Here is a 22,433-nt window from a genome sequence, read left to right on the forward strand (position 1 = left end):
TCAGCGGTTGGTACGTCCCTTTTCCTCCGACTGCAGGTTGGCCATGATCTCGGCGACCGAAAGTCGGCGCGACGAGTTGCCGGAGTCGGCGTCCGGATCGACGCGGCGGCGACGGCGGGAACTTGCGGTGCCGAGGGGCGGGACCGTGGTCGTCGGGTGCGGGGCGGGCTCCGGCTCTGGGGGCGGGGTGTGCGGGTCCGGTGTCGAGAACCCGTGTGACTCGGCTTCGTACGGGGTCGGCTCCGGCGGCGACGAGTGCGGCGGCACGGTGTACTCCAGCGGCTGCAGTCGCGGCGGGACACCGGTCTTTTCCGGATCCTCGGTGAACGCATCGGCCCAGCCGGTGGTGGCGGCGAACGGGTCGGTGTCACGAACATCCTCGGCGATCTCGGCGTCGTCGAAGTCGTCGGCGGAGACGATCGCGGTCTCCGCGGTCACCGGATCGTCGAACGGACTGGCGAACTGCGGGGCCTGCGGATGATCCGATTCGAAGACCGGGGTGAAGGTGCTACGAGATTGCTGGAAAGCCGTGTCCAGCCAGCTGTCGGCATTCGCCGAGCTATTGTCCGACGAATTTCCGAATGCGCTCGGCAGCTCGTGAATCCGGGTCGCATCGGCGCGCAACGCGGGCCGGTCCATCGGCAGATCACCGTCGAAGAGCCGCTGCAGACTCTGCCGGAGCACGGTGAGTTCGGCGCGCAGGGCGGCCATTTCGGCCGCGTCGGCACCCACCTCCGCGCGCACCCGCGCCTCGACGCCGAGCTCGTATTCGCGTCGGGCGGTCACCTCGCGCTCCAACTGGAGTTCATACACCGTCTGCAGGTCACGGACCTTGGCCTTGTCGATCGTGGCTTCCTTGCGGTACCGCGTCGCGGCCAAAGCGCCGACGACGGCCGCCCACAGCGCCGCCACCAAGCCGATCCGAACAAACTGCAGACGGTCACTGAAAACCAGGAAAACGCTGGCAACCAGACCGAGCAGAATCAATACGCCGATGAACAATTTTCCCGCGTCGTCCCGCCGTCGACGAGAGGTGCTGCTACGGGAGGGTGAAACCATGCACGCCAGGGTAGCTTGATCAGCCAGCCGCGCCCAGATTCCCGCGCGAAGATTCCGACGGGTTTATTTGCTAAGTAGTTGCCGGATCATCGGATGGGTCCTCCGGAGCCCGACAGCAGTACTCGAGCCACAGTGCCGCAGCTACCAAAGCCGCCCCCGCCAGCATCCCGACAATGGCGCCGGGACTATCCGCACCCGCGGCATTCAAGGTGTCGCGCTGCGGAAAGACCCAGAAAAGGAAACCCAGCCAGACACCTGCGGCAAGCGAGCCGACTTGCGCGGACGCCTTCGCCAATGCGACCGCGCGGGCGGCGGTGATCGGATGCAGCTGATGACTGCCGTCGCCGATCTGATGTTCATTGACCCGTGCGCGGATGACGAAACCGAGCGCCACTTCGATCGCGGCCACCGGATAAAGCGATGCGCCCGCGTAAATCGAGATCGGCGGGAAACTGCCATAGGCGATCCGCGTGAGCAGCCAGGCGATAAGGGCCGCGACGACGACATTCGCGATGAGATCGAGGATCCGGGTCGGCTTCAGTTTCACGACACCGATCCCTCCGCGGCTGCCGACAGCACGAATTCGGTCGGCCGGACACCCGCGCGCTCGGCTGCGTCGAGTCCGGCGAGCCAGTCGCGCACCGGCCGCACGGTGCCATCGACCTCCAGTTCCGCGTCCGGCTGCACATCCAGCCACGGGATGAGGACAAAGGCCCGGTTGTGCGCCTGCGGATGCGGCAGGGTCAATTCCGGATCGTCACTGCGGCAGACCACGCCGTCCTCGATACACCACACCACATCGACATCGAGAGTGCGCGCACCCCAACGCACTTCGCGTACCCGCCCGGCGGCCCGCTCCAGCCGCTGGCCGAAGCGCAGCCAGTCGTGCGCGCCGAACTCCGGATCATCAACCAACACAATGGCATTGAGATAGTCGTCCTGTTCGACACCGCCCCACGGCGCGGTCGAGTACACCGGCGAAACCGCGACCACCCGATGCCCGAGCCCGGCGACAACACCGCGCAGCTGCGCGAGCCGATCGCCCAGATTCGAGCCGATCGACAACACCGCGCGACTCATGGCTCCACTCCCCGCCGCCGCGAGGTGACCACGCGGACATCGGCGAAGGTGTGCGGAATGGGCGCGGACGGTTTGTGCACGACGACCTCGACCGACTCGATGCGGGGATCGGCCATCACATCGTCGGCGATCTCGGCGACCACCTTTTCGATGAGATTGCGCGGCGGCCCCTGGATGATCCGCACGGCACGCTCGGCGAGGGCGCCGTAATCGATGGTGTTCGCGAGGTCGTCGGTGGCCGCGGCGGCGGCGAAATCGGTCCATACCGTCAGATCGACCAGGAATTCCTGGCCGTCGCGGCGTTCGTAGTCGAAACAGCCGTGATAGCCATAGGCGCGCAGGCCGCGCAGCTCGATCCGGTCCGTCTCGCGGGCGCCGCTCATCGAATCGCTGCGCGCTGCTGCCGTCATGGCGTGGCTCCTCGGGTGCTGTTTCGGGTGGCGCGCCGCCAGGCGTCGGTTACGGCAATGGCATCCAGCGAGGCGCGCACATCGTGGACGCGGACACCCCAGGCCCCGTACAGGGCGGCCAGCGCCGACACCGTCGCGGTGGCGGTCTCCCGGCCATCGGGTGGGCGCGGGCCATCGGCATCGGCGAGCAGGGCGCCGAGGAATCGTTTTCGGGAGGCGCCGATGAGAATCGGCAGCCCGTTGCCGACCAATTCGGGCAACGCGCCGAGCAGCGCCCAATTGTGTTCGGCATTCTTGGCGAATCCGAGGCCGGGATCGAGTACCAGCAGAGACCGGTCCACACCGGCCGCCACGGCCAACTCCACCTGCGCGCTCAGTTCGGCGAGCACCTCGGCGACCACATCGTCGTAGTGGTCGGCCGGACCGGTGTGCCGATAGTCCGCACCCGCTCGCCAGTGCATGAGAATCCACGGAACCTGCGCCGCCGCAACGACTTTCACCATATCCGGGTCGGCGCGACCACCGGAGACATCGTTGACGACGGAAACTCCGGCCGCGATCGCCGCCTCGGCGACACCGGCCCGCATGGTGTCCACACTGGTCGGCACACCGGCGGCTACCAAGCCGCGAATGACCGGAACCACCCGCGCGGCCTCGGTTTCCGGGTCGATCCGCACCGCACCGGGCCGGGTCGACTCGCCACCGATGTCGATGATGTCGGCGCCCGCCTCGTACAGCTCGATGCCGTGTGCGATGGCCAGGCTCGGATCCAGATAACGGCCGCCGTCGGAGAAGGAATCGCTGGTGACATTCACCACGCCCATGACCACACACGAGCGTCCATCGCGCGGCGCGACACTGCTCCGGAGGGCATCGGGGGCGTGGGTCGACACCGCGCGATGCCTCACTTCCGCAGGATCAGATCGAGGGCCTCGGCCCGCGAGGCGGCGTTGGACTGCAGCAGACCGCGCACGGCGGAGGTAGTGGTGCTGGCACCGGGCTTGCGGATACCGCGCATGGCCATGCACAGGTGCTCGGCCTCGATCACGACAATGGCGCCGCGCGGATCCAGTTTGCGCATGATGGCATCGACGATCTGGCTGGTCAGCCGCTCCTGCACCTGCGGGCGCTTGGCGTACAGATCGACCAGCCTGGCCAGTTTGGACAGTCCGGTCACCCGACCGTGCTGGCCGGGAATATAGCCGACATGCGCGACGCCGTGGAAGGACACCAGATGGTGTTCACAGGTCGAGTACAGCGGGATATCGCGAACCAGCACCAACTCCTGGTGCCCCTCGTCGAAGGTGGTGTTCAGGACCGAATCCGGCTCGAGGAAGAGCCCGGCGAACATCTCCCGATAGGAGCGGGCGACCCGGGCCGGCGTATCGATCAGGCCGGGCCGGTCCGGATCCTCGCCGACCGCGATCAGCAATTCCCGGATCGCGGCCTCAGCGCGGTCCTGATCGAATGGGCGGCCGGTTTCCAGTGCGATCAAGTCCGGCTCGGCCGGGCCCGCTCCGTTGTACCTGACCGGTTCGTCGAAGTCGTCGAAAGCGCTGGCATTCGCAACGGCACCGCCGTTCAGATACCCGGGGCCACCGACGTGATTGTTGGCCGACAATCGAGGACACCTCCAAAATCTCGAGTGCGAGCAATAACCCCGCACCCAGATGGTCGAGCCTAATCGGCACGTGTCAGTGCCGACCGTTCGGTCCATCCCAATCGTGGTTCTCGCCCTCGTTATTCCCGGTGCCGTTGGCGGGCTCGTCATAGCCGTCATGGCCGCGGCCTTGCTGGCCCCATGGCTGCTGCGGCTGCGGATACCCGTGGCGCGGCTGCGGCTCACCCTGCCAGCCGCCGTAGCCGGGTTGACCCGACTGCTGTTGCGGCTCGTCGCGCGGCGGCCACCCCGGCGCCGACCAACCGGCCGGGGCACCGTAATCCGGTCGCGAGCCGTGCGTCGCGCCCTGACGCGGGTAGGCCGGGGACGGCGCCTGCGGTAGCGGGTAACCGGGCGCGGGCGGCTGGGCGTAGCCGCCGCCGTAGCGCGGTTCCTGGTAACCGCCGTCCGGATAGCCGTTCGCCGCGGCGGGTTCTCGCTGCGGCAGCTTCGGCCGCGGCGGCTCCTGCGGCGGCCACGGCTCACCGCGTTCGGCGGCCAGTTCACCCGGGGTCTTCACCGGCGGCTTATCCGAGGGCACCCGCTCGCCGAAATCGTTGAACGCGGTGATGCGCGGCCGCTTCTCCACCGCGGCCAGGATCTCCTCGAGATCCTTGCGGTGCAGGGTCTCCCGCTCCAGCAGCGCCGTGGCGAGCACATCGAGCACATCGCGGTATTCGTTGAGGATGGCCCACGCCTCGGTGTGCGCGGCCTCGATGAGGTTGCGCACCTCCTCGTCGATGGCGCCGGCGACCTCGTGCGAGTAGTCCGAACCCATGCCCATCGAGCGACCCAGGAACGGGTCGCCCTGCTCCTGGCCATAGCGAACCGCGCCCAGACGCGCGCTCATGCCGTATTCGGTGACCATCGCACGCGCGATCTTGGTGGCCTGGTCGATATCCGAGGACGCGCCGGTGGTCGGCTCGTGGAATACCAGTTCCTCGGCCGCGCGGCCGCCCATCGCCATGACCAGGCGGGCGATCATCTCCGAGCGGGTCATCAGGCCCTTGTCGTCTTCGGGCACCGTCATGGCGTGGCCGCCGGTGCGGCCGCGGGCCAGGATGGTGACCTTGTACACCGGCTCGATATCCGGCATCGCCCAGGCCGCCAGGGTGTGGCCGCCCTCGTGGTAGGCGGTGATCTTCTTCTCGTGCTCGCTGATGATGCGGCTCTTGCGGCGCGGACCACCGATGACGCGATCCACCGATTCCTCGAGCTGCTCGCCGGTGATCACCGCGCCGTTCTCCCGGGCAGTGAGCAGGGCGGCCTCGTTGACGACATTGGCCAGATCCGCACCGGACATGCCGACGGTGCGCTTGGCCAGACCGTCGAGATCGGCCTCGGGCGATATCGGCTTGCCCTGCGAATGCACCCGCAGGATGGCACGCCGTCCGGCCAGGTCCGGATTGCTCACCGGGATCTGTCGGTCGAAGCGGCCCGGCCGCAGCAGCGCCGGATCGAGGATGTCGGGGCGGTTGGTCGCGGCGATCAGGATGATGCCGGTGCGATCGCCGAAGCCGTCCATTTCGACGAGCAGCTGGTTCAGGGTCTGCTCGCGCTCGTCGTGACCGCCGCCGAGCCCGGCGCCGCGCTGACGGCCGACCGCGTCGATCTCGTCGACGAAGATGATGCACGGACTGTTCTGCTTGGCCTGTTCGAACAGGTCGCGCACGCGGGAGGCGCCGACACCGACGAACATTTCGACGAAGTCCGAACCGGAGATGGTGAAGAACGGCACCCCGGCCTCACCGGCGACGGCACGCGCCAGCAGGGTCTTACCGGTACCGGGCGGACCGTAGAGCAGTACGCCCTTCGGGATCTTCGCGCCGAGCGCCTGGTAGCGGACCGGGTTCTGCAGGAAGTCCTTGATTTCGTAGAGCTCTTCGACGGCCTCGTCGGCGCCGGCCACGTCCGCGAAGGTGGTCTTGGGCATGTCCTTGGTCAGCTGTTTGGCCTTCGATTTGCCGAAGCCCATCATGCCGCCGCGACCACCGCCCTGCATGCGCGACATCACAAAGATGAACAGGCCGAGCAGGATCACCATCGGCAGCACGAACAGCAGGATCTGGGTGAACCAGCTGTCCTGCTTGACCACCGTGTTGAACGGCGCGCCGGACTTCTGCACGGTATCGAAGACCTGGTTGGAGGTCTCACTGCCGCCCGGATACTTGGCGATGATCTTCTTCGAGCCGGAGGTGGCGTCGTTCCCGTTGTTCAGCTCGATACGCAGCTGCTGCTCGCGATCGTCGATCTGGACGTTCTTGACGTTGCTCTTGTCGTTCAGCTGACTCAACGCCACCGAGGTATCGACGCTCTTCCAGCCGCGCGTGTCATTGCCGAAATAGCTGAACGCATAGATCACGAGCAAGATGCCCGAGACTATGGCCAGGGTGCGAAACACAGTCTTGCGGTTCATAGAGCGTAGGCCGGGCGGCCAGTCCTTTCCGGTGTCTCCGGTGCATGCCTAGCGTGGCGTTGGGCGCGTCCCGTCCGGTGGTTCGGATGCGGACATGCCACGTTACCGCGTACGGTCTAGTCGATACATCGCGCAGTTCGGCAGCTGGTGTAGTTCGACAGGTAAACGGTCGGGGAACGTCCGTGGTTCCCGAAGTCTCCGGTCGGGTTACGCCAAGTGGTCACAATCATGTCATGTTCGGCCTATCGTGAGCGACGACACATTTGAGCGCAGGGGGTATGGACATAGTTGAGCTACGGACACCCACAGCGATACTGCGGCACGGCCGTGGACGACTGATCGTTCTACGCCCTGGCAGCGATGGCGAGCGCGTACTCGACGTGCCGGTCACCGACCTGCTCAAAGTTCGGCTGAACCGCCGTGCCGACGATGCGGTCGTCATCGAGATATATCTGCGTTATCCCACGCCTGTACTCACGGGCGTGCCCGCCGACCGCACCCCGTTGCCGGTACTGATAGCCGAACACGATTTCCCCGCGGCCGCCGAAATCGTCGATCGCATCAACGGTCAGATCCTGGCCAGCCAGCGCATCGATGTGGCCGCACCCGATCTACAGCCGCCTGCGCCGCAGTGGGGTAAGACCGGCCCGAGCCGAGCCGATGTCGACCGAGCCGTGCGGCGGATGGCACCCAAACGCGAAGCCAAGGCGGCGATAGCCGCTCTGCATCGCTACGTCACCATCGACGAATACGTGCTGGAGACCGCCATCGTCGTGGCCCAGGCACCCGCGGGCAGCGGCCCCGGCCTGCTGGCCGCGACCACCGGACGGCTGTTGTTCATCTCCATCGGCCCCGGCGAACGGTACGCGCACGAGCTACCCATTCCGGTCGTCATGTGGGCCCGCACCACCGATGGCGCCATGACGACACCGGGTGAGATCGGCTCGGTGCGCGGTGAGACCGGCATCGATGTACACGACGGAAACGTCACGTTGCATTTCACCGGCACCGATCGGGCCGATACCGAGCGCGTCGCCTGCGCGGTGAATTTCGCCGTCCGGCGCGATTCGGCCGACGGCGCGGCAGGCCCGGCCGATCCAGGTGTCGCCCAGCTCTATTCCGAATGGGAGTTGCTGGTGGAGCGGCATTCCCTCGGCATGGTCGATGACGGACAGTTCCAGCGCTACGGCCGCGGAATTCTGCGTTCACTCCCCGACGGGAACTGATTGCAGCGTGATCCGCCGCCACGGGCTGGTCGGACGCAACCACAGGCGCAGCAGTTCCATGCGCCGATCCACGCCGCCGTTCTTGAGTTCGGCCAGATCCTCACAGGCCTGCCAGTAAGTCCAGCCGGTCAGGTAGGCATCGCCGAATTGGCGCCAATTCTGGTATTTGCGCTGGGCCAGCGGCAGCGCCCGCATCAGATAGTCCCAGGCCAGCTCGGCGTCGAGATAGCCCGCGGTGAAGGCCATTCGAGCCACCGCGACCACCCTGGCCAGATCCCAGGCATGGATATCGCTCGGCAGCGGGCGGGCCAGATGATCGGTGAAACCGATTTTGATCGCCTGCGACCAGATGTCGTAATCGCGGACCAGCGCCTCCGGATTGTCCATCCCCCGGAACGAGCCGACCTGGCGCAGAAAGGCCCGGTGCCGATCGGCCCGCTCACCGAACCGGTCGCGTTCACTGGCATTGATCGATGCCATCACCAGCGGATGCACCATCGCGTACAGCGGCGCGTGCATCCCTTCGAGCAGTTGCTCCATGGAGGCCTGCGCCTCGGTGCCGTCGGTGATGCCCCACGCTCCGGTGAGCGTGTCGATGGCGAGTTCGCGCCGGTCACCGAGCGGATGGTCGCGCTCGGGGCCGAGCAGCAGCGCATCGTGGAAGGCATCCCAGCGCGCCGAATAGAAGCCGCCGAGTGCGAGCGCGCGCAGCTCGTCATCCGATACCGCCGCGCCGGACCAATGGTCTTCTTCCCGCTTGTCGAGCTCGTCGTAGGGGAATGTCGTCAAGGTGGGTACACCGCGGGCAGGCATATCCCGATTGTTCCCCATCGATCTTGGATGAACCTGTGTATTCGGAATCGAATTCGCGGTTGTCGGTTACCGGGCCGCGATCGGCCCATGCGCACTGTTGGCCACCATGGCGTGACTCTTACGAGCCACGTTCGCGTAGCGCGCAGCACTGCAAATCAAACACCGCTAATGTGCTCCCATGAGTAGCAACATCACCCTCCTTCGTGGCCTGGATCCTGCGCCTACCGAGCAGGAAATCTATGCTGCCGCACTGCAGTACGTGCGTACGGTCGGTGGCGTGTCCGGCCTGAGCACGACAACCAAGGCAGCCGTGGACAAGGCGGTGAACGCAATCGCGGCAGCGACCACGCAATTGCTCGCCGATCTACCGGATGTGCGGGTCGCACCGGTCACCGAACCGCAGCTACGCCATGATCGCGAGGTCGCGGAGGCGGAGTAGTTCGTAGCGTTTCAAGGTAGGGCGTCCGTGCCGTAGGTGGCGACGCAGGCCAGTGCGATCTCCAGCGGCAGGCTGCGCGCTTCGATCGGATGGCCGAGCAGTTCCTCGATCCGCTGGATCCGGTAGCGGACCGTGTTTTTGTGCACACCGAGTAATTTCGCCGTGGCCTCCGGGCTGCGGTGGCTTTTCAGATATGCGTGCAGTGTTTCGCGCAGTCGTGTGGCATTGACATCGCGGCCCGCGAGCGCGCGCAATTCGCGTCCGATCAGACCGCGCATGGCCGCGTCGTCGGCGCCCGCCAAAAAGGCGATCTCCACCTCGCGATATGCGGTGACCCGCGCGCGATCCGCCGGACCGCGCTCGGCGACGTGTCTGGCCGCGACCGCCTCGTGATGGCTCTGCCGGAACCCGGCGGCCTGCGGCGCGGGCACCCCGAACGCGACCCGCACCGGCGCATCGACCTGCCCGGCCACCAACTCGACCAGTCGAGCGGGCTCGGCCAGTTCCGCCGCACGCGCCTCATCGTCCAACCCCACCCAGGCCCACATCCCGCTCGCCCCGGACGGAACGGTCAGCACCCGATTGCTGCCGAGCACACCGGCGAGCCGAGCCGCGACCCGATCCAGCTGCCCGCTCGTCTCGGCATCGCCCGAGGTTTCGTCGGCCCAGCACACGAACGCCAAATGTTGTTGTGCCAGACGGTATCCGAGCCGAACCGAGGCCTGGTCGAGGTCCGATTCGTCGTCGGTCAGCAGCGCGCGGACGGTCTCGGTGCGGCGATTGAGGTCGGCACGCAGGATCCGCTCGCGTTCTTCCATGTACGTGTCGGTCAGCGCCTCCACCGAATTGCCGACCCACCTGGTCGATCGCTCGAACAGCCGCAACATGACCGCCCGCTCGATTTCCTGTGGCGGACGCCGCTCATCGATGGCATCGGTCATGTAATCGAGGACGGCTTCTTGCCCGACGTGATAGGTCCGCAGCAGCAGGCGCAGGTGGAAACCGCGCCGGGCGATCGTGCGCGCGAAGGCGTGCACCTCTTCCGGCAGCGTGAAATCGAAGGTGTCACTGGTGAGTCCGCTCAGCATGACCCTGGCGTGCGCCCTGGTGCTGGCCGCGAGATCACGGCGGATATCGCGGTCGGCCAGTTCCGGAATGCGCGCGATGATCGCATTGTCGAGACGGTCGACGATCTGCTCCAGCGTCTGGGTCCGCATCGTCTCGTAGACATATTCGGCCAGCCAGTCGCGCACAACCTCGACGTTCGGATCGGAATCGGTCCGCAAGGGTTTCGCGGCGGCGAACCGACCTGCCGAGGCGGCGGCCATAATTCCTCCGGATTGTTCTCTGAGTACAAATATGGCCGAGTCCATTGACAAATCGACCCAAGAAAGTCGTGCAATCTTGTGTCACGATCATAGACCAGTGAGCTGATTCACAGAATCGGCACCAGCGGTTCAGCACAACGTCAGTGGGAGAACAGCAGTGACCAACACCGAATCGGTGCCCGGCGCGGCCAACAAGACAACGGCACGCAAGACGGCGCCGAAGAAAGCCGCTGCACAAGCGACGGGCCCGGAGGCGGTAGCGGAGCGTAGCCCCGGAGGACCACGCGAACGCGGCCGATCGGACACAGCTCCCGCCGTCATCGAGGTGCGCAATCCGGGCACCGGTGCGGTGGTCGGCACCGTACCGAACGAGAGCGCCGACGCGGTCGCGGCCAAGATCCGTGAACTGCGCCTGTACCAGCCGGAATGGGAGGCCATCGGCCCCGACGGGCGCAAGGAGTGGCTGCTGAAACTGCAGGACTGGATCATCGACAACACCGAGCAGCTGGCCGATGTGCTGCAGGCCGAGGCGGGCAAACCACGGGTGGACGCACTGATCGATCCGGCCTTCTCCACCGACCTGATCGGCTACTACGCACGCCGGGCCGCCAAATTCCTTGCCGACGACCATCCGTCGCCGCACAGCCCGCTGGCCAGGGTCAAGAAGTTGACTACGGTGTACAAGCCGTATCCGGTCGTCGGCGTGATCACGCCGTGGAACTTTCCGCTGGCCATGCCGGTCATCGATGTGATCCCGGCGCTGGCCGCCGGGGCAGCGGTGATCCTCAAGCCGTCGGAGGTGACTCCGCTCTCCGCGGTCGAATTGGCACGGGGCTGGGCCGAAATCGGTGCGCCGCCGGTCTTCGCGGTGGTCACCGGTGCGGGTGCGACCGGTGCCGCCGTAGTCGAGAATGCCGACTACATCCAGTTCACCGGTTCGACCGCGACCGGGCGCAAGATCGCCGCCGCCTGTGTCGAGCGGATGATTCCCTACAGCCTGGAATTGGGCGGTAAGGATCCGGCGATCGTGCTGGCCGACGCGGATCTGGATCGGGCCGCGCACGGCATCGCCTTCGGCGGCATGTTCAACGCGGGCCAGGTCTGCATTTCGGTGGAGCGGGTATATGTCGAGGCTCCGGTCTACGACGAATTCGTCGCCAAGCTCACCGATGCGGTCGAGAATCTGCGCCAGGGCCTCGATGGCCGCGAATCCAAATACGACGTGGGCGCGCTGGCCAATGAGAACCAGGTCCAGATCGTGCAACGGCATGTCGACGAGGCCGTCGCGGCGGGCGCCAAGGTGACCACCGGCGGCAAGCGCGCCGGTGTCGGCACCCTGTTCGAACCGACCGTGCTCATCGATGTCGACCACACGATGTCCTGCATTACCGAGGAGACCTTCGGTCCGACCCTCCCGGTGATCAAGGTCGCCGACGAGGCGGAAGCCGTTCGACTGGCCAATGATTCGATCTATGGTCTGTCGGCCTCGGTATGGACCGGCGACAAGGAGCGCGGCGAGCGCGTGGCCCGTGCCCTGGATGCGGGCGCGGTGAATATCAATGATGTCTTCGTCAACCTGTTCAGTTTCGCACTGCCGATGGGTGGCTGGGGGCAGTCCGGTGTCGGTGCGCGCTGGGGCGGTGCGCACGGAGTTCGCAAGTACTGCAGGCAGAAGGCGATAACCACGCCGATCCTGCCGACCCAGCAGAAAGAACTGCTCTGGTTCCCGTACCAGATGCCGAAGGTGCTGTTCGGGCTCGGTGCGATGCGTGCCGCAGGTGCCCGCGGACTGCGGCGCATCGACATTGCGGCAATTCTGAAACTCAAGGGAGACAACAAGTGACAGACGCGGCGAAGATTCGCGACAAGGTCGTCGTCGTCACCGGTGGCGCGCGCGGTATCGGACTGGCCGCGGCGATCGCACTGCAGGCGCTCGGCGCCAGGATCGCGATCGGCGATATCGACGAGACCACGGTCAAGGAGTCCGGCACGGCCCGCGATTTCGAGCTGTACGGGCGGCTCGATGTCACCGATCCGGATTCGTTCGAGAGCTTTCTCGACGAGGTCGAGCGCACCGTCGGCCCGATCGATGTGCTGATCAACAATGCGGGCATCATGCCGACCGGCAGATTCGCCGATGAGCCGGACCAGATCACCCGGCGGATTCTCGATATCAACATCTACGGCGTGATACTGGGCTCCAAGCTGGGCCTGGCACGCATGTTGCCGCGCAAGCGCGGGCACATCATCAATATCGCCTCGCTCGCGGGCGAGACGCATATTCCGGGCCTGGCGACCTATAACGCCAGCAAGCATGCGGTGCTCGGCTTCACCGACACCCTGCGCGAGGAGTATCGGGGTTCGGGTGTCGCGTTCTCCTCGGTGCTGCCGACGCTGACCAATACCGAACTCGGCTCCGGTGTGAGCGGCCCGAGGCTGCTGCGTCCCGCCGAACCGGCGGAGATCGCCGATGCGATCGTCGCGCTGATCGCCGAGCCGAAGTCCAAGGTCCGAGTCACCGCGGTGGCCGGATTCCTCTCGCAGCTGGTGAATCTGCTGCCCGAGCCGGTGGCCGATGGGCTGGCGAGGGCGCTGGGTTCGAGCAATGCGTTCCTCGACGATGTGGATGTGGCCAAGCGCCAGGCCTACGAGGATCGGGCACGCAGCCTCTGAGCGAGGCGAAGCAGGCGCGGTGGTCGTGTCATCGACCACGGCGCCTGCGCACGTTCGGGCACCCGCGCGGCGGCGGTCTCCGCGTAGTCCGAACGAGACGGCAAACACAATTGTGACCAACATCACTCGATACCCCCGTAAAAGCACCGCTCCCGTTGCGGGCCGGTTTCTCGACTGTGACCGGCCACACTTCAGCACCCCTTCGATACGCCCCCCGAACCCGCCCTGCGGCACATCATTGCTGGTCATACGCCCAGTTAACTCGCCAACGGCAGCGCAGGTCGCGAGTGCCGGAGATTCGCGGAGTCGATGATGCAAATGACCATGACAAGCCATATGCTGTCTCTAACAAACCTGCCGACTGTTTCGGCTGCCATATCCAGACTTTCTGGCCTTAATAGGCTGGAAATTCAGGACCGATTCTGATAGCAAGGGGCTATGGACCCGCATTTGCGCGACCTGCGGTATTTCGTCGCCGTCGCTGAGGAACTGCACTTCACCAACGCCGCTCAGCGGCTGCACATCGCTCAACCCACCCTGTCGCGTCAGATTCGTCAGTTGGAACGCCAGCTCGACGTGGTCCTGTTCGACCGCAACCAGCGCAGTGTCGCGCTGACCGTCGCGGGTAAGGAGTTGCTCGAAGGCGCCCGCAAGATCCTGGAGCTGTGGGAGGTCACCAACGTCTCCCTGCAGGAGGCGGGTGAAGTGCTGCGCGTCGGCATCCAGTCCGCACTCGGCCGCGGGCTGCTCAACGATCTGGAGAGCGCGAGCGGGCACCGCCTCGCGCTACACGCCGCCTCCTGGACCGACCCGTCCAGCGGTCTGGCCGGTCGGCAGGCCGACCTCGCCCTGGTCTGGCTGCCGCTACCCGATCCGAACCGGTACCGCTGGCAGGTGCTGCGCACCGAACCGCGCTGGGTGCTGCTGCCGGAGAACCACCCGCTGGCCGAGAACGAGACCATCGACTTCGCCGATCTGCTGGACGAGCCGTTCATCGCATTGCCCACCGAGGCCGGTGCGGTGCGCGACTTCTGGCTCGGCAACGATGCCCGCAACGGCCGTCAGCCCAAGATCGGCGCCGAGGCGGCGACCCCGGAGGACAAGCTGGAGGCCGTGAGCCTTGGCCTCGGCGTCTGCCTGCTGGCCGAGAACAATGTGCCGATGTACCGCTGGCCCGGTCTGACCGCCCGCCCGCTCGCCGGCCTCGCCCCGTGCGAGCTGGCCGTGGCCTGGCGCGCCGACGACAACCGACCCACCATCCTCGAATTCGCCGCGCGCGCGGTAGAGGGCGGTTTCGCAGTGCAGCATCAGGCTCTGTCCGCTTAGCCGCGCCTGCGGCGCGACCGTTCGCGGCCCCCTGCTGTCTCAGGCCGCAAACGGTCGCTCGCAAGACTCGCTTCGCGGTGGTCACTGCCGGGCGTCCGGCACATGAGGTACACACGCCGAATTGGCGAATCCCGTGCCCGCCGCACATGCGCTTCGACGGTTCGGACGCCAGACGGGCCCGAACGGGTCATCCCTAAGACTCGCTCCGTCGTGGTCGGTGATGGCGGAGCGTTCGGCACCCGGTGTATTCGTGTCGGACGGGTGAGTCCGGTGCCTGCCGTATGCGCTTCGACGACTCGGACACGAGACGGGCCGCGAACGGGTCACCCCTAAGACTCGCTCCGTCGTGGTCGGTGATGGCGGAGCGTTCGGCACCTGATGCGCGCGTGTCGAGACTCGCGACTTCATCGCGTGCGTTTCGACGGCTCGGCTGTGTTCGATGGTCGCGCCTGCGGCGCGGACGCGAGACGGGCCGAACGTCGCTCGTAAGACTCGCTTCGCGGTGGTCCGTAGGACACTCCGTGGCGTTAGGTCCGAATGGTTCGCTGCCAGGGATGGCTGGCTTCCAGTTGCGCCGCGAGGCGCAACAGGGTCGATTCACTACCGGGCGGGCCGGCGAGTTGGGCGGCGACCGGTGTTCCGGATCCCGGGTGCATGCCCATCGGGATCGATGCGGCGGGCCAGCCGACCATATTCCACAACGGCGTGAACGGTGAATACCGCACACTGACAACAACATTCGCGAGCCAACCCAGCCTGTGCCAGGCTCTGGCCCGCGGCGGTGGCGCGGCTAGCGTCGGGGTGATCACTACGTCGTAGCGCTCGACGAATTCCAGCAGTCGCGCCTCCACCCGGTCAACTTGAGCCGGGCGGAACAGCCGCAGGCGCTGGACCAACCGGCCGAGTGCGAGGTGTCGGCGAGTGCGCGGCTGTAAAAGTTCGGGTCGGGCCAGCGTCGCGGCCTCCCGGGCGCAGAATGCCAGCCAGCGCAGGCCCACCGAGATGATCGATTCGCCGTAGGGCAGGGTCGTGGGTTCCACCAGGTGCCCGGCCGCGAGGGCGGCCGAGGTGGCGGTGCGAGCCGCCGCGGCCCAGTGTCGATCGACCCGGAACAACCGTGCGGGCGGCTCGACGGCCAGCCCGATGCGTAGTCGGCCCGGCGGATCCAGATCGGCTAGGTCCGGGCGTGCGGCCAGCACCGATAGCGTGAGCGCCGCATCAGCGACCGTCGTTGCAAGTACACCGTTTTCAACCATTCCCGACCAGGAATCGGCGCCGACCTCGATGGGCACGATATGCCGCCCTGGCTTGATCCCGAACACCCCACAGCAGGCCGCGGGTATGCGCACCGAACCGAGCCCGTCATTGGCCTGTGCCACCGGTACCAGCCCGGCCGCGACCGCGGCGGCCGATCCGCCCGACGATCCGCCGGTGCTGCGCGCAGAATTCCACGGGTTGCGGCTGATGCGGCCCTCACTCTCAGTGGTTGCCCACAGCCCCAACTCCGATACCGCGGTCAGCCCTACCACCACGGCACCAGCGGCCCGCAGTCGGCGCACCACCGGATGGTCGGCGGCGGCCGGACGGGTATCGGTGGCCGCGGAACCGACCAGTGTCGACTCACCTTCGACCGCAATGTTGTGTTCGATCGCGATGGGGACGCCCGCCAATGGCAGCACGTCCAGATCGGTACGCTGTTCGAGCGCGAGCGCCTCGGCCCGCGCCTTGGCGGAGCGAACGACAGTGAACGCATTCGTGTTTCGATTCTCGGCGGCGATCAGATCCAAGGCGGCATCGACGGTTTCGGTGGGCGTCAGCGAGCCATCGCGCACACTCGCCGCGATTGCCACCGCCGGGCCGCGTGACAGGCCGGATTCGCGTGGCATGCTGGAATCCATCGAAGCATGTACGGTGTCGGTCTCGCCCACCGCGACCTCACGGGCGGTCTGCCCCTCCGGGGCTGCTACCTCCGGAGCAGTCGAATCCGTCGCCGTCGGGTCTGTCGTCGCGACGTCACCCACGGTATTCGATTTACGGCGCTGTTCCCGCGCTGTTCCGCGGTCGCGCTCCGCCACTTCGGCGGCCGTCGCACGCGCCGCAGTCCCTGAATTGCGACGCTCCCGGGACGCCTCGTGGTCACGCTCCGCTACCGCCTCAGCGCCCGTCGCTCGCGCCGCAGTCCCTGAATTGCGACGCTCCCGAGGCGCCTCGTGGTCACGCTCCGCTACCGCCTCAGCGCCCGTCGCTCGCGCCGCTGTGTTGTTCATGTGCTGGTTCTCCCCCATCGCATGGTTGTCGAATTCGGGTGATCCACTGTTGTGGCGCAAGTTATCATTTCGATTACTGCTCGGGGGACGATGTCGTCGGGTGTGGCGGAAATTCACGGGCACATCCACCGAACGGCCACTGCGGATACTCGAGATCCGCTCAGCAGGTAGGTCCGAAAATGAGTGCTGATCCGGAAAATACGCACCGATCAGGTATCCAGGCCGATCCGACCAGAGACTGGGGCGGACCGATGTCGCACAACGAGAACGATGTGGTCGGGGCCTTCTCGACCGCATGGGAATCGGCGCGTCGACCACCGGATATCGCCGACTTTCTTCCAGATGCCGAATCCCTGCGCCGGGCGGCCCTGATCGAATTGATCCGCGTCGACCTGCGACATCGGTGGGTCCGGCGGGCCGAGGCGCCGACGCCGCGTAAGCGGCTATTCGACTACTGCGCCGAGTTTCCGGAACTCGAACCGGGCAGCATTCCGGCCGGTTTGGTGTACGAAGAGTTCGTCATCCGCAGACACAGCGGTGAACGTGTCGATCCGAAGGATTGTCTGCAGGAATATCCGGAACAAGCGGCGGAATTGCGCGCGCTGCTCAATGCCGACGATGTCGACCAGAGCACCCGCCGGGCTTCGCTCGAGGATTCGGTGCTGACCGAGTTCGCCAATACGCGGGCGGCGGCCGAACTGAGCCGAACCGTGCAGTCCGATCAAACCGTCGGGCTGAACCGAACCCAGGGTTTCGTTCGTATTACTGATGTGACTCGAGCCACCGCCGATCCGGTAGAGACGGCGACCGTCATTCCGACCACGATCGGAACCGGTCCGGGGCAATTCACTGCGCTCGACCGCATCGAGATCGGCCAGTCCATCGACGATTTCGACCTGCTCACCGGCCTCGGCAGCGGTGCCTTCGCCCGAGTATTCCTGGCCAGACAGCGATCACTGCAGCGATTGGTCGCGGTGAAAATCTCCGCCGACCACGGCACCGAACCGCAGACCCTGGCCCAACTCGACCACGACTACATCGTGCGCGTCTTCGATCAGCGGCTGCTCGGCTCGGATGAAGCCCGCGATCCGGCCATGCGCCGCCTCCGGCTGCTGTACATGCAGTTCCTGCCCGGCGGCACCCTGCTCGGGGCGCTGCGCTGGGTGCGCGCGACCCCGCCCGCCGAACGCAGCGGACAACTGCTGCTCGACGCGGTCGATGCGGCCATGGAGGAGAAGGGCGAAATCCGCCCGACCGATTCCAGCGTGCGCGCCGAGATCGCCGGACTGAGCTGGCCGGAGACGGTGGCCTGGCTGGGCCGCAGATTGGCCGAAGCGCTGGAATACGCCTCCGCGCACGGCGTGCTGCACCGCGATGTGAAACCGGCCAATATCCTGCTCACCGCCGAGGCGGTGCCGAAACTGGCCGATTTCAATATCAGCTTCAGCCGCAATGTGGCGGGCACCAGCCCGGTGGCCTATTTCGGCGGGTCGCTGGCGTATATGTCGCCCGAACAGCTGGAGGCCTGCCATCCCGGCCGCGATCGCTCGGCCGAGGATCTGGACACCCGTTCGGATATCTACTCGCTCGGTGTGGTGCTGTGGGAACTGCTCACCGGTGCGAAACCGTTCGACGATTCCACCGCGAGCGCGACCGACCACGGCGACGATACCGCGCTGGAGGGCATGCTGGAACGCCGTACCGCAGGGGTCGATGACGTTACGCTGCAACGAGTTCCGGCGAACTGTCCGGCAGCGCTGCAGCGAGTCCTGCTGACCTGCCTGGAAGCGGATCGGACGCGGCGCTGGGCCAATGGCGCGGTGCTTGCCAAGCAGTTCGACGTGTGCTTGGACGCCAGGGCCCGGGATCTGGTCGATCCGCCGCCCGGCAGTTGGCGGCTGCGGCTGCGCTGGTGGCGACTGGTAATCATCTCGCTGGCCATCGGCATCCCGAATATCCTCGCCTCGGCGTACAACATCCAGCACAACCAGCATCTGATCGTGGACCGGTTACCCGAGGATGCCGGCCGCACCTTCGTGATCATCACCACCGTGGTGAACGGAATCTTCTTCCCACTCGGCGCGATATTGATCCTCTACATGTCCCGAAGAATGCTCATTGTGCCGCACGGGCTGCGCCGCCACCGCCGCTACGACGCGGCGACGTTGCGGCTGGCCAGGGCGGATTCCCTGCTGTTCGGAGATCGAGCGGTCATGGTGGTCTTCTCGCTGTGGGTGCTCGCCGGCTTCACCTTCCCGATCGCGCTGCAACTGGCGGCCGGGGATGTACCGGCACGCGCGGTGGTGCATTTCCTCACCTCGATCGTGGTGTGCGGTGCGATCGCGGTGGCGTATCCGTTCTTCCTGGTGTGCTTCTACATGGTCCGCTGCATCTATCCGATCTTCCTGCGGCACGGCGAGATCAGCACCGAGGACGCGGTCTGGTTGCGCGGTCTGGACCGCCGCGCCAACGGATATCTGGCGATCGCGGCTTCGGTGCCGCTGCTCGCGGTGGCCGGGGTGACGTTCCTGCCGCCCGAGGATATTCCGAGGGTGATCGGCGCGGTGCGCGTGCTCTGCGTCGGCGGCATCATCGCGTTCATCGGCTCCTACCTGCTCTTCCGGGCACTGGAAGCTGATCTGCGCGCACTGGAGCGGGTGGTGGCGCCAGTGGATTCCTTTGACCGCGAACGGGTTTCGTCGGAGCAGCAGCACGGCGAACGCGCCGTACCGGAGCCGCGATCGTGACAACCGCCGATTTCGCGGACCGAGGCGAGACCGACCCCATAACGAGATTCACCGAAGCTTGGCAGCGCTGCCTGCGTGGCGATCGCAACGATCCGCCCCCGATCGCGGAGTACATCCCCGACGGCACCCAGGTGCGCTTGGCGGTGCTCACCGATCTGGTCCGCATCGATCTGCGCCACCGCTGGGACCGGGAGGGGCTCGGCAAGCGCATCGCCGAGTACCGCAAGGAATTTCCCGAGGTCGAGCGCAGTGTGGAACTGGTCGATCTGCTCTGTGAGGAGTTCCTGGCCCGACGCCGGTACGGCCCGCTGGAACTGGCGGATTTCCTCGCCGAATATCCGGAACTGGCGCAGGATATTCGTGCGCGGCTGACCGTCTACGCCGACGAAGACGATACCGCCGCCGATACCGAACGCGCCGCCGCGCTGGTCGCCGGCCTGGCACCGGGCCGTCGAATCGATGACTTCGATCTGCTCACCGATCTCGGCACCGGCACGCTCGGCCGGGTCTTTCTCGCCAGGCAGCGCTCTATGCAACGCCTTGTCGCCGTGCGGCTTTCGACGGGTCGAGTGGCCGGCGGGCACAGCATGGCGCAGTTGGACCATCCACATCTGGTGCGCGTTTTCGATCAGCGTCTGATCACCGCCGCACCGTCCACCGCACCGGAGGCCCCCGCATCGACCCGGCTGGTCTACATGCAGTACCTGCCCGGCGGCACGGCGGCCGGGGTGCTCGCCGAGCGGCGGCGCGGTCCGGAATCCGCAGGCGGCGCCCTGCTGTTGCGTGCCGTCGATGGCGCCATGGAGGCCAGGGGCGAGATCCGGCCGTCGGATTCGAGTGTGCGCGCCGAAATCGCCGCACTCAGCTGGCCGGAGACGGTGGCCTGGATCGGCAGGCGGCTGGCCGACGCGCTCAATTACGCCGAACAGCAGGGCGTACTGCATCGCGATATCAAACCGGCGAATGTGCTGTTCACCGCGGAGGGCATTCCCAAGTTCGCCGACTTCGCGGTCCGTGCGGCCGCACCTCGTACGGCGGCGAATCCGCTGGCCGTGGCACCGGATGCGCTGCCGTACCGCTCGCCCGAACAACTCGCCGAACTCCTCTATCCGGCCGCCGCGCCACCTGGCCCGCGCAGCGATATCTACTCCCTCGGCGCACTGCTGTGGGAAATGCTGACCGGCGCGGTGCCGTTCGACGATCCGCCGATGCCCGCCGATCCGGACGCCCGCGCCGAAACCATCGCGACCATGCTGGCGCTGCGCGAGCGCGGCGTCAGCGCGGCGGCACTGCAGCGGCTGCCCGCCGACACCCCGAACGCGCTGCGGCGGGTGCTGCTGGAATGTCTGCGGGCGGATCCACAACGGCGCTGGCGCAATGGCGCCGAACTCGCCGCCCAACTGGATCTGTGCCTCGACGAACGCGCCAGGGAACTGGTCGATCCCGCACCGAACAGCCTGGCGAATCGGGCGCGTGGCTGGCTGGTGCCGATCCTCACGCTGTGTGTCGGCGTGCCGAATGTCCTCGCCAGTATCTACAACATCAACCTGAACAACTCACTGATCATCGATCGGATGACGCCGACCGATCAGGAACGGTTCGCCACGGGCGGCCTGATCACCAATCTCATCGCCTTCCCGCTCGCCGGACTGCTGCTGCTATTCCTCACCCGCCGCCCGCTGACCATCGGATTCCGCCTGGCCCGCGGTCACGAATACTCCCCACGCACCCTGGCCGCGGCGCGACGCGACACGCTACAGATGGGTGATTGGGCGGTTTGGGTGCCGTTCGGCTTCTGGCTGGTCGCAGGGTTCGTCTGGCCATTGGCGCCGGTCCTCTTCGGCGTCGAATTACCGCGCGCAACCTTTCTGCATTTCTTCGCCGCACAGGTGGTGTGCGCCGCGATCGCGCTCGCGTATCCGTTCTTCCCGATCATGGTTTACGCGGTGCGTTCGATTTATCCACAGCTGCTCGTGCGCGGCGGTATCGGTGCCGAGGACGAGGAGCAACTGCGCAAACTCGCGAAACGCGGGAACTTCTATCTGGGCGTCGCCGCATCCGTTCCGCTGCTCGGTGTGGCCAGCGCGACCTTTGTCGAGGCCGCCGATCTGGATTTGGTGATCGTTTCGGTCCGGGTGCTCAGCGTGGGGGGCATCCTGGCATTCGTGCTCACCTATCGTTTGTTCCGGATGCTGGAGGCCGATCTGCTGGCCTTGGCACGCGCGATTCCACAACGGAAGCGATGACCGGCCCGCGGCCGTTCGGACGGCTGGTCAGCCTTTCCCACCTCCACGATCCGGCGACGGCTCCGCTATTTCCCGGTGATCCCGAATTCCGGACCGATATTGTCGCGACCGTCGCGAACGACGGTTATTACCTGCGCTATATCCAGCAGGGCGAGCACACCGGAACCCATTGGGGCGCCCCGATCCACTTCCATGCCGACGGACTGGCCGCGGACGAATTGGATCTCGACGATCTGCTGCTGCCCGCGGTGAAAATCGACGTGCGGGAGCAGTGTGCGCGCGATCGGGATTACGCGATCGACATCGGTGATCTGCGGGAGTGGGAAAGTCGGCACGGGCGGATACCCGATGGGTCGGCGGTGGTGGCCTGGACCGGGTGGGACGAGAAGTGGGGGACGCCGGAATTCATCGGAATCGGCGAAGGTGCCGATCATCAACCGGGATTCGCGGTCGAGACGGTCGAATGGTTATTGCGGACCGGGCGGCTGGGGCGGCGTGGGGCGCTCGGGATCGATACGTTCGGACCAGATCTGGGGACCGACGACACCTATACGGTGTCGAAGCTGCTGTATCGCGAACATCGGATCAGCTTGGAATGTTTGGCCAATCTCGCCGAACTGCCCGCCACCGGCGCCTGGGTATTGGTCGGCGGTGCGCTGTACAGCGGCGGATCCGGTTCGCCCGCAACGATATTCGCGCTGACGCCGCTGCCTCGCCAGGGCGCGGCTCCGGCATAGCCGTTT

At 66.3% G+C, this 22,433-nt stretch carries 18 protein-coding genes; 8 read left to right on the top strand and 10 right to left on the bottom strand.

The features are described 5' to 3' along the window. The 7 genes from AB0L58_RS32210 to ftsH all read right to left on the bottom strand — a co-directional run bounded on the left by AB0L58_RS32210 (position 1) and on the right by ftsH (position 6,625). Entirely contained in the window at positions 1 to 1,059 is a 1,059-nt protein-coding gene (locus AB0L58_RS32210; RefSeq protein WP_364392664.1) for a DUF6779 domain-containing protein, read from the bottom strand. Positions 1,060 to 1,129: 70 nt separating this feature from the next. After that, positions 1,130 to 1,600: a DUF3180 domain-containing protein gene (locus tag AB0L58_RS32215; RefSeq protein WP_364392875.1), complete on the bottom strand. Its 471-nt coding sequence runs from the start codon at positions 1,598 to 1,600 to the stop codon at positions 1,130 to 1,132. A gap of 2 nt (positions 1,601 to 1,602) precedes the next feature. Further along, on the bottom strand, positions 1,603 to 2,139 hold the full coding sequence (gene folK / locus AB0L58_RS32220; RefSeq protein WP_364392666.1) for a 2-amino-4-hydroxy-6-hydroxymethyldihydropteridine diphosphokinase: 537 nt from the start codon (positions 2,137 to 2,139) through the stop codon (positions 1,603 to 1,605). Further along, positions 2,136 to 2,549 carry a dihydroneopterin aldolase gene (folB, locus tag AB0L58_RS32225; RefSeq protein ID WP_364392668.1) on the bottom strand — a complete coding sequence of 138 codons (414 nt, stop codon included), beginning with the start codon at positions 2,547 to 2,549 and terminating at the stop codon, positions 2,136 to 2,138. Before folB ends, folK begins: the two co-directional genes overlap by 4 nt. Beyond that, complete coding sequence (gene folP, locus AB0L58_RS32230; protein ID WP_364392671.1) at positions 2,546 to 3,373, bottom strand: dihydropteroate synthase; 828 nt, start codon at positions 3,371 to 3,373, stop codon at positions 2,546 to 2,548. The genes folB and folP overlap by 4 nt, the downstream gene beginning before the upstream one ends. Positions 3,374 to 3,453: 80 nt before the next feature. Continuing rightward, positions 3,454 to 4,044 carry a GTP cyclohydrolase I FolE gene (folE, locus tag AB0L58_RS32235; protein ID WP_364392877.1) on the bottom strand — a complete coding sequence of 197 codons (591 nt, stop codon included), beginning with the start codon at positions 4,042 to 4,044 and terminating at the stop codon, positions 3,454 to 3,456. A 199-nt stretch (positions 4,045 to 4,243) separates the two neighbouring features. Then, complete coding sequence (gene ftsH, locus AB0L58_RS32240) at positions 4,244 to 6,625, bottom strand: ATP-dependent zinc metalloprotease FtsH (RefSeq protein WP_364392673.1); 2,382 nt, start codon at positions 6,623 to 6,625, stop codon at positions 4,244 to 4,246. Positions 6,626 to 6,903: 278 nt separating this feature from the next. On the opposite strand from ftsH, the gene AB0L58_RS32245 reads away from it, so the two are divergent. Beyond that, positions 6,904 to 7,851 (top strand): hypothetical protein, encoded by a 948-nt coding sequence (locus tag AB0L58_RS32245; RefSeq protein ID WP_364392675.1) that lies wholly within the window; start codon positions 6,904 to 6,906, stop codon positions 7,849 to 7,851. On the opposite strand, the gene AB0L58_RS32250 is transcribed toward AB0L58_RS32245, so the two are convergent. Further along, a complete protein-coding gene (locus tag AB0L58_RS32250) occupies positions 7,831 to 8,664 on the bottom strand; it encodes a DUF1266 domain-containing protein (protein ID WP_364392677.1) in 834 nt (277 codons plus the stop codon). The genes AB0L58_RS32245 and AB0L58_RS32250 overlap by 21 nt on opposite strands. A gap of 178 nt (positions 8,665 to 8,842) precedes the next feature. Here AB0L58_RS32250 and AB0L58_RS32255 point away from each other — a divergent pair, with 178 nt between their 5' ends. Beyond that, a complete protein-coding gene (locus tag AB0L58_RS32255; RefSeq protein WP_364392679.1) occupies positions 8,843 to 9,103 on the top strand; it encodes a DUF2277 domain-containing protein in 261 nt (86 codons plus the stop codon). An 11-nt stretch (positions 9,104 to 9,114) separates the two neighbouring features. On the opposite strand, the gene AB0L58_RS32260 is transcribed toward AB0L58_RS32255, so the two are convergent. Beyond that, entirely contained in the window at positions 9,115 to 10,431 is a 1,317-nt protein-coding gene (locus AB0L58_RS32260) for a helix-turn-helix domain-containing protein (protein WP_364392681.1), read from the bottom strand. A gap of 319 nt (positions 10,432 to 10,750) precedes the next feature. Here AB0L58_RS32260 and AB0L58_RS32265 point away from each other — a divergent pair, with 319 nt between their 5' ends. The 3 genes from AB0L58_RS32265 to AB0L58_RS32275 all read left to right on the top strand — a co-directional run bounded on the left by AB0L58_RS32265 (position 10,751) and on the right by AB0L58_RS32275 (position 14,430). Further along, on the top strand, positions 10,751 to 12,274 hold the full coding sequence (locus AB0L58_RS32265) for an aldehyde dehydrogenase family protein (protein WP_364392882.1): 1,524 nt from the start codon (positions 10,751 to 10,753) through the stop codon (positions 12,272 to 12,274). Next, positions 12,271 to 13,104 (top strand): SDR family oxidoreductase, encoded by an 834-nt coding sequence (locus AB0L58_RS32270; RefSeq protein WP_364392683.1) that lies wholly within the window; start codon positions 12,271 to 12,273, stop codon positions 13,102 to 13,104. The genes AB0L58_RS32265 and AB0L58_RS32270 overlap by 4 nt, the downstream gene beginning before the upstream one ends. 438 nt (positions 13,105 to 13,542) lie before the next feature. Then, complete coding sequence (locus AB0L58_RS32275; protein ID WP_364392685.1) at positions 13,543 to 14,430, top strand: LysR substrate-binding domain-containing protein; 888 nt, start codon at positions 13,543 to 13,545, stop codon at positions 14,428 to 14,430. A gap of 527 nt (positions 14,431 to 14,957) precedes the next feature. Here the strand turns inward: AB0L58_RS32275 and AB0L58_RS32280 are convergent. Further along, a complete protein-coding gene (locus AB0L58_RS32280) occupies positions 14,958 to 16,316 on the bottom strand; it encodes an amidase family protein (RefSeq protein WP_364392885.1) in 1,359 nt (452 codons plus the stop codon). Positions 16,317 to 16,948: 632 nt separating this feature from the next. Here AB0L58_RS32280 and AB0L58_RS32285 point away from each other — a divergent pair. The 3 genes from AB0L58_RS32285 to AB0L58_RS32295 are packed head-to-tail and all read left to right on the top strand — an operon-like array spanning position 16,949 to position 22,427. Further along, positions 16,949 to 19,444, top strand: coding sequence for a serine/threonine-protein kinase (locus AB0L58_RS32285; protein ID WP_364392888.1), 2,496 nt, complete (start codon positions 16,949 to 16,951; stop codon positions 19,442 to 19,444). After that, positions 19,441 to 21,690: a serine/threonine-protein kinase gene (locus AB0L58_RS32290; RefSeq protein WP_364392687.1), complete on the top strand. Its 2,250-nt coding sequence runs from the start codon at positions 19,441 to 19,443 to the stop codon at positions 21,688 to 21,690. Before AB0L58_RS32285 ends, AB0L58_RS32290 begins: the two co-directional genes overlap by 4 nt. Then, positions 21,687 to 22,427: a cyclase family protein gene (locus tag AB0L58_RS32295; protein WP_364392689.1), complete on the top strand. Its 741-nt coding sequence runs from the start codon at positions 21,687 to 21,689 to the stop codon at positions 22,425 to 22,427. Before AB0L58_RS32290 ends, AB0L58_RS32295 begins: the two co-directional genes overlap by 4 nt. Positions 22,428 to 22,433 lie beyond the last annotated feature (6 nt).

Source organism: Nocardia sp. NPDC052112 (assembly GCF_040680135.1).
Lineage (GTDB): Bacteria > Actinomycetota > Actinomycetes > Mycobacteriales > Mycobacteriaceae > Nocardia.

What these genes read in the sequence shown, in the direction of transcription:
- AB0L58_RS32210 (WP_364392664.1), bottom strand. Translation starts at nt 1,059, where the DNA reads ATGGTTTCACCCTCCCGTAGCAGCACCTCTCGTCGACGGCGGGACGAC.
- folK (WP_364392666.1), bottom strand. Translation starts at nt 2,139, where the DNA reads ATGAGTCGCGCGGTGTTGTCGATCGGCTCGAATCTGGGCGATCGGCTC.
- folB (WP_364392668.1), bottom strand. Translation starts at nt 2,549, where the DNA reads ATGACGGCAGCAGCGCGCAGCGATTCGATGAGCGGCGCCCGCGAGACG.
- folP (WP_364392671.1), bottom strand. Translation starts at nt 3,373, where the DNA reads ATGGGCGTGGTGAATGTCACCAGCGATTCCTTCTCCGACGGCGGCCGT.
- ftsH (WP_364392673.1), bottom strand. Translation starts at nt 6,625, where the DNA reads ATGAACCGCAAGACTGTGTTTCGCACCCTGGCCATAGTCTCGGGCATC.
- AB0L58_RS32245 (WP_364392675.1), top strand. Translation starts at nt 6,904, where the DNA reads ATGGACATAGTTGAGCTACGGACACCCACAGCGATACTGCGGCACGGC.
- AB0L58_RS32250 (WP_364392677.1), bottom strand. Translation starts at nt 8,664, where the DNA reads ATGCCTGCCCGCGGTGTACCCACCTTGACGACATTCCCCTACGACGAG.
- AB0L58_RS32255 (WP_364392679.1), top strand. Translation starts at nt 8,843, where the DNA reads ATGAGTAGCAACATCACCCTCCTTCGTGGCCTGGATCCTGCGCCTACC.
- AB0L58_RS32260 (WP_364392681.1), bottom strand. Translation starts at nt 10,431, where the DNA reads ATGGCCGCCGCCTCGGCAGGTCGGTTCGCCGCCGCGAAACCCTTGCGG.
- AB0L58_RS32275 (WP_364392685.1), top strand. Translation starts at nt 13,543, where the DNA reads ATGGACCCGCATTTGCGCGACCTGCGGTATTTCGTCGCCGTCGCTGAG.
- AB0L58_RS32280 (WP_364392885.1), bottom strand. Translation starts at nt 16,316, where the DNA reads ATGCCACGCGAATCCGGCCTGTCACGCGGCCCGGCGGTGGCAATCGCG.
- AB0L58_RS32285 (WP_364392888.1), top strand. Translation starts at nt 16,949, where the DNA reads ATGTCGCACAACGAGAACGATGTGGTCGGGGCCTTCTCGACCGCATGG.
- AB0L58_RS32295 (WP_364392689.1), top strand. Translation starts at nt 21,687, where the DNA reads ATGACCGGCCCGCGGCCGTTCGGACGGCTGGTCAGCCTTTCCCACCTC.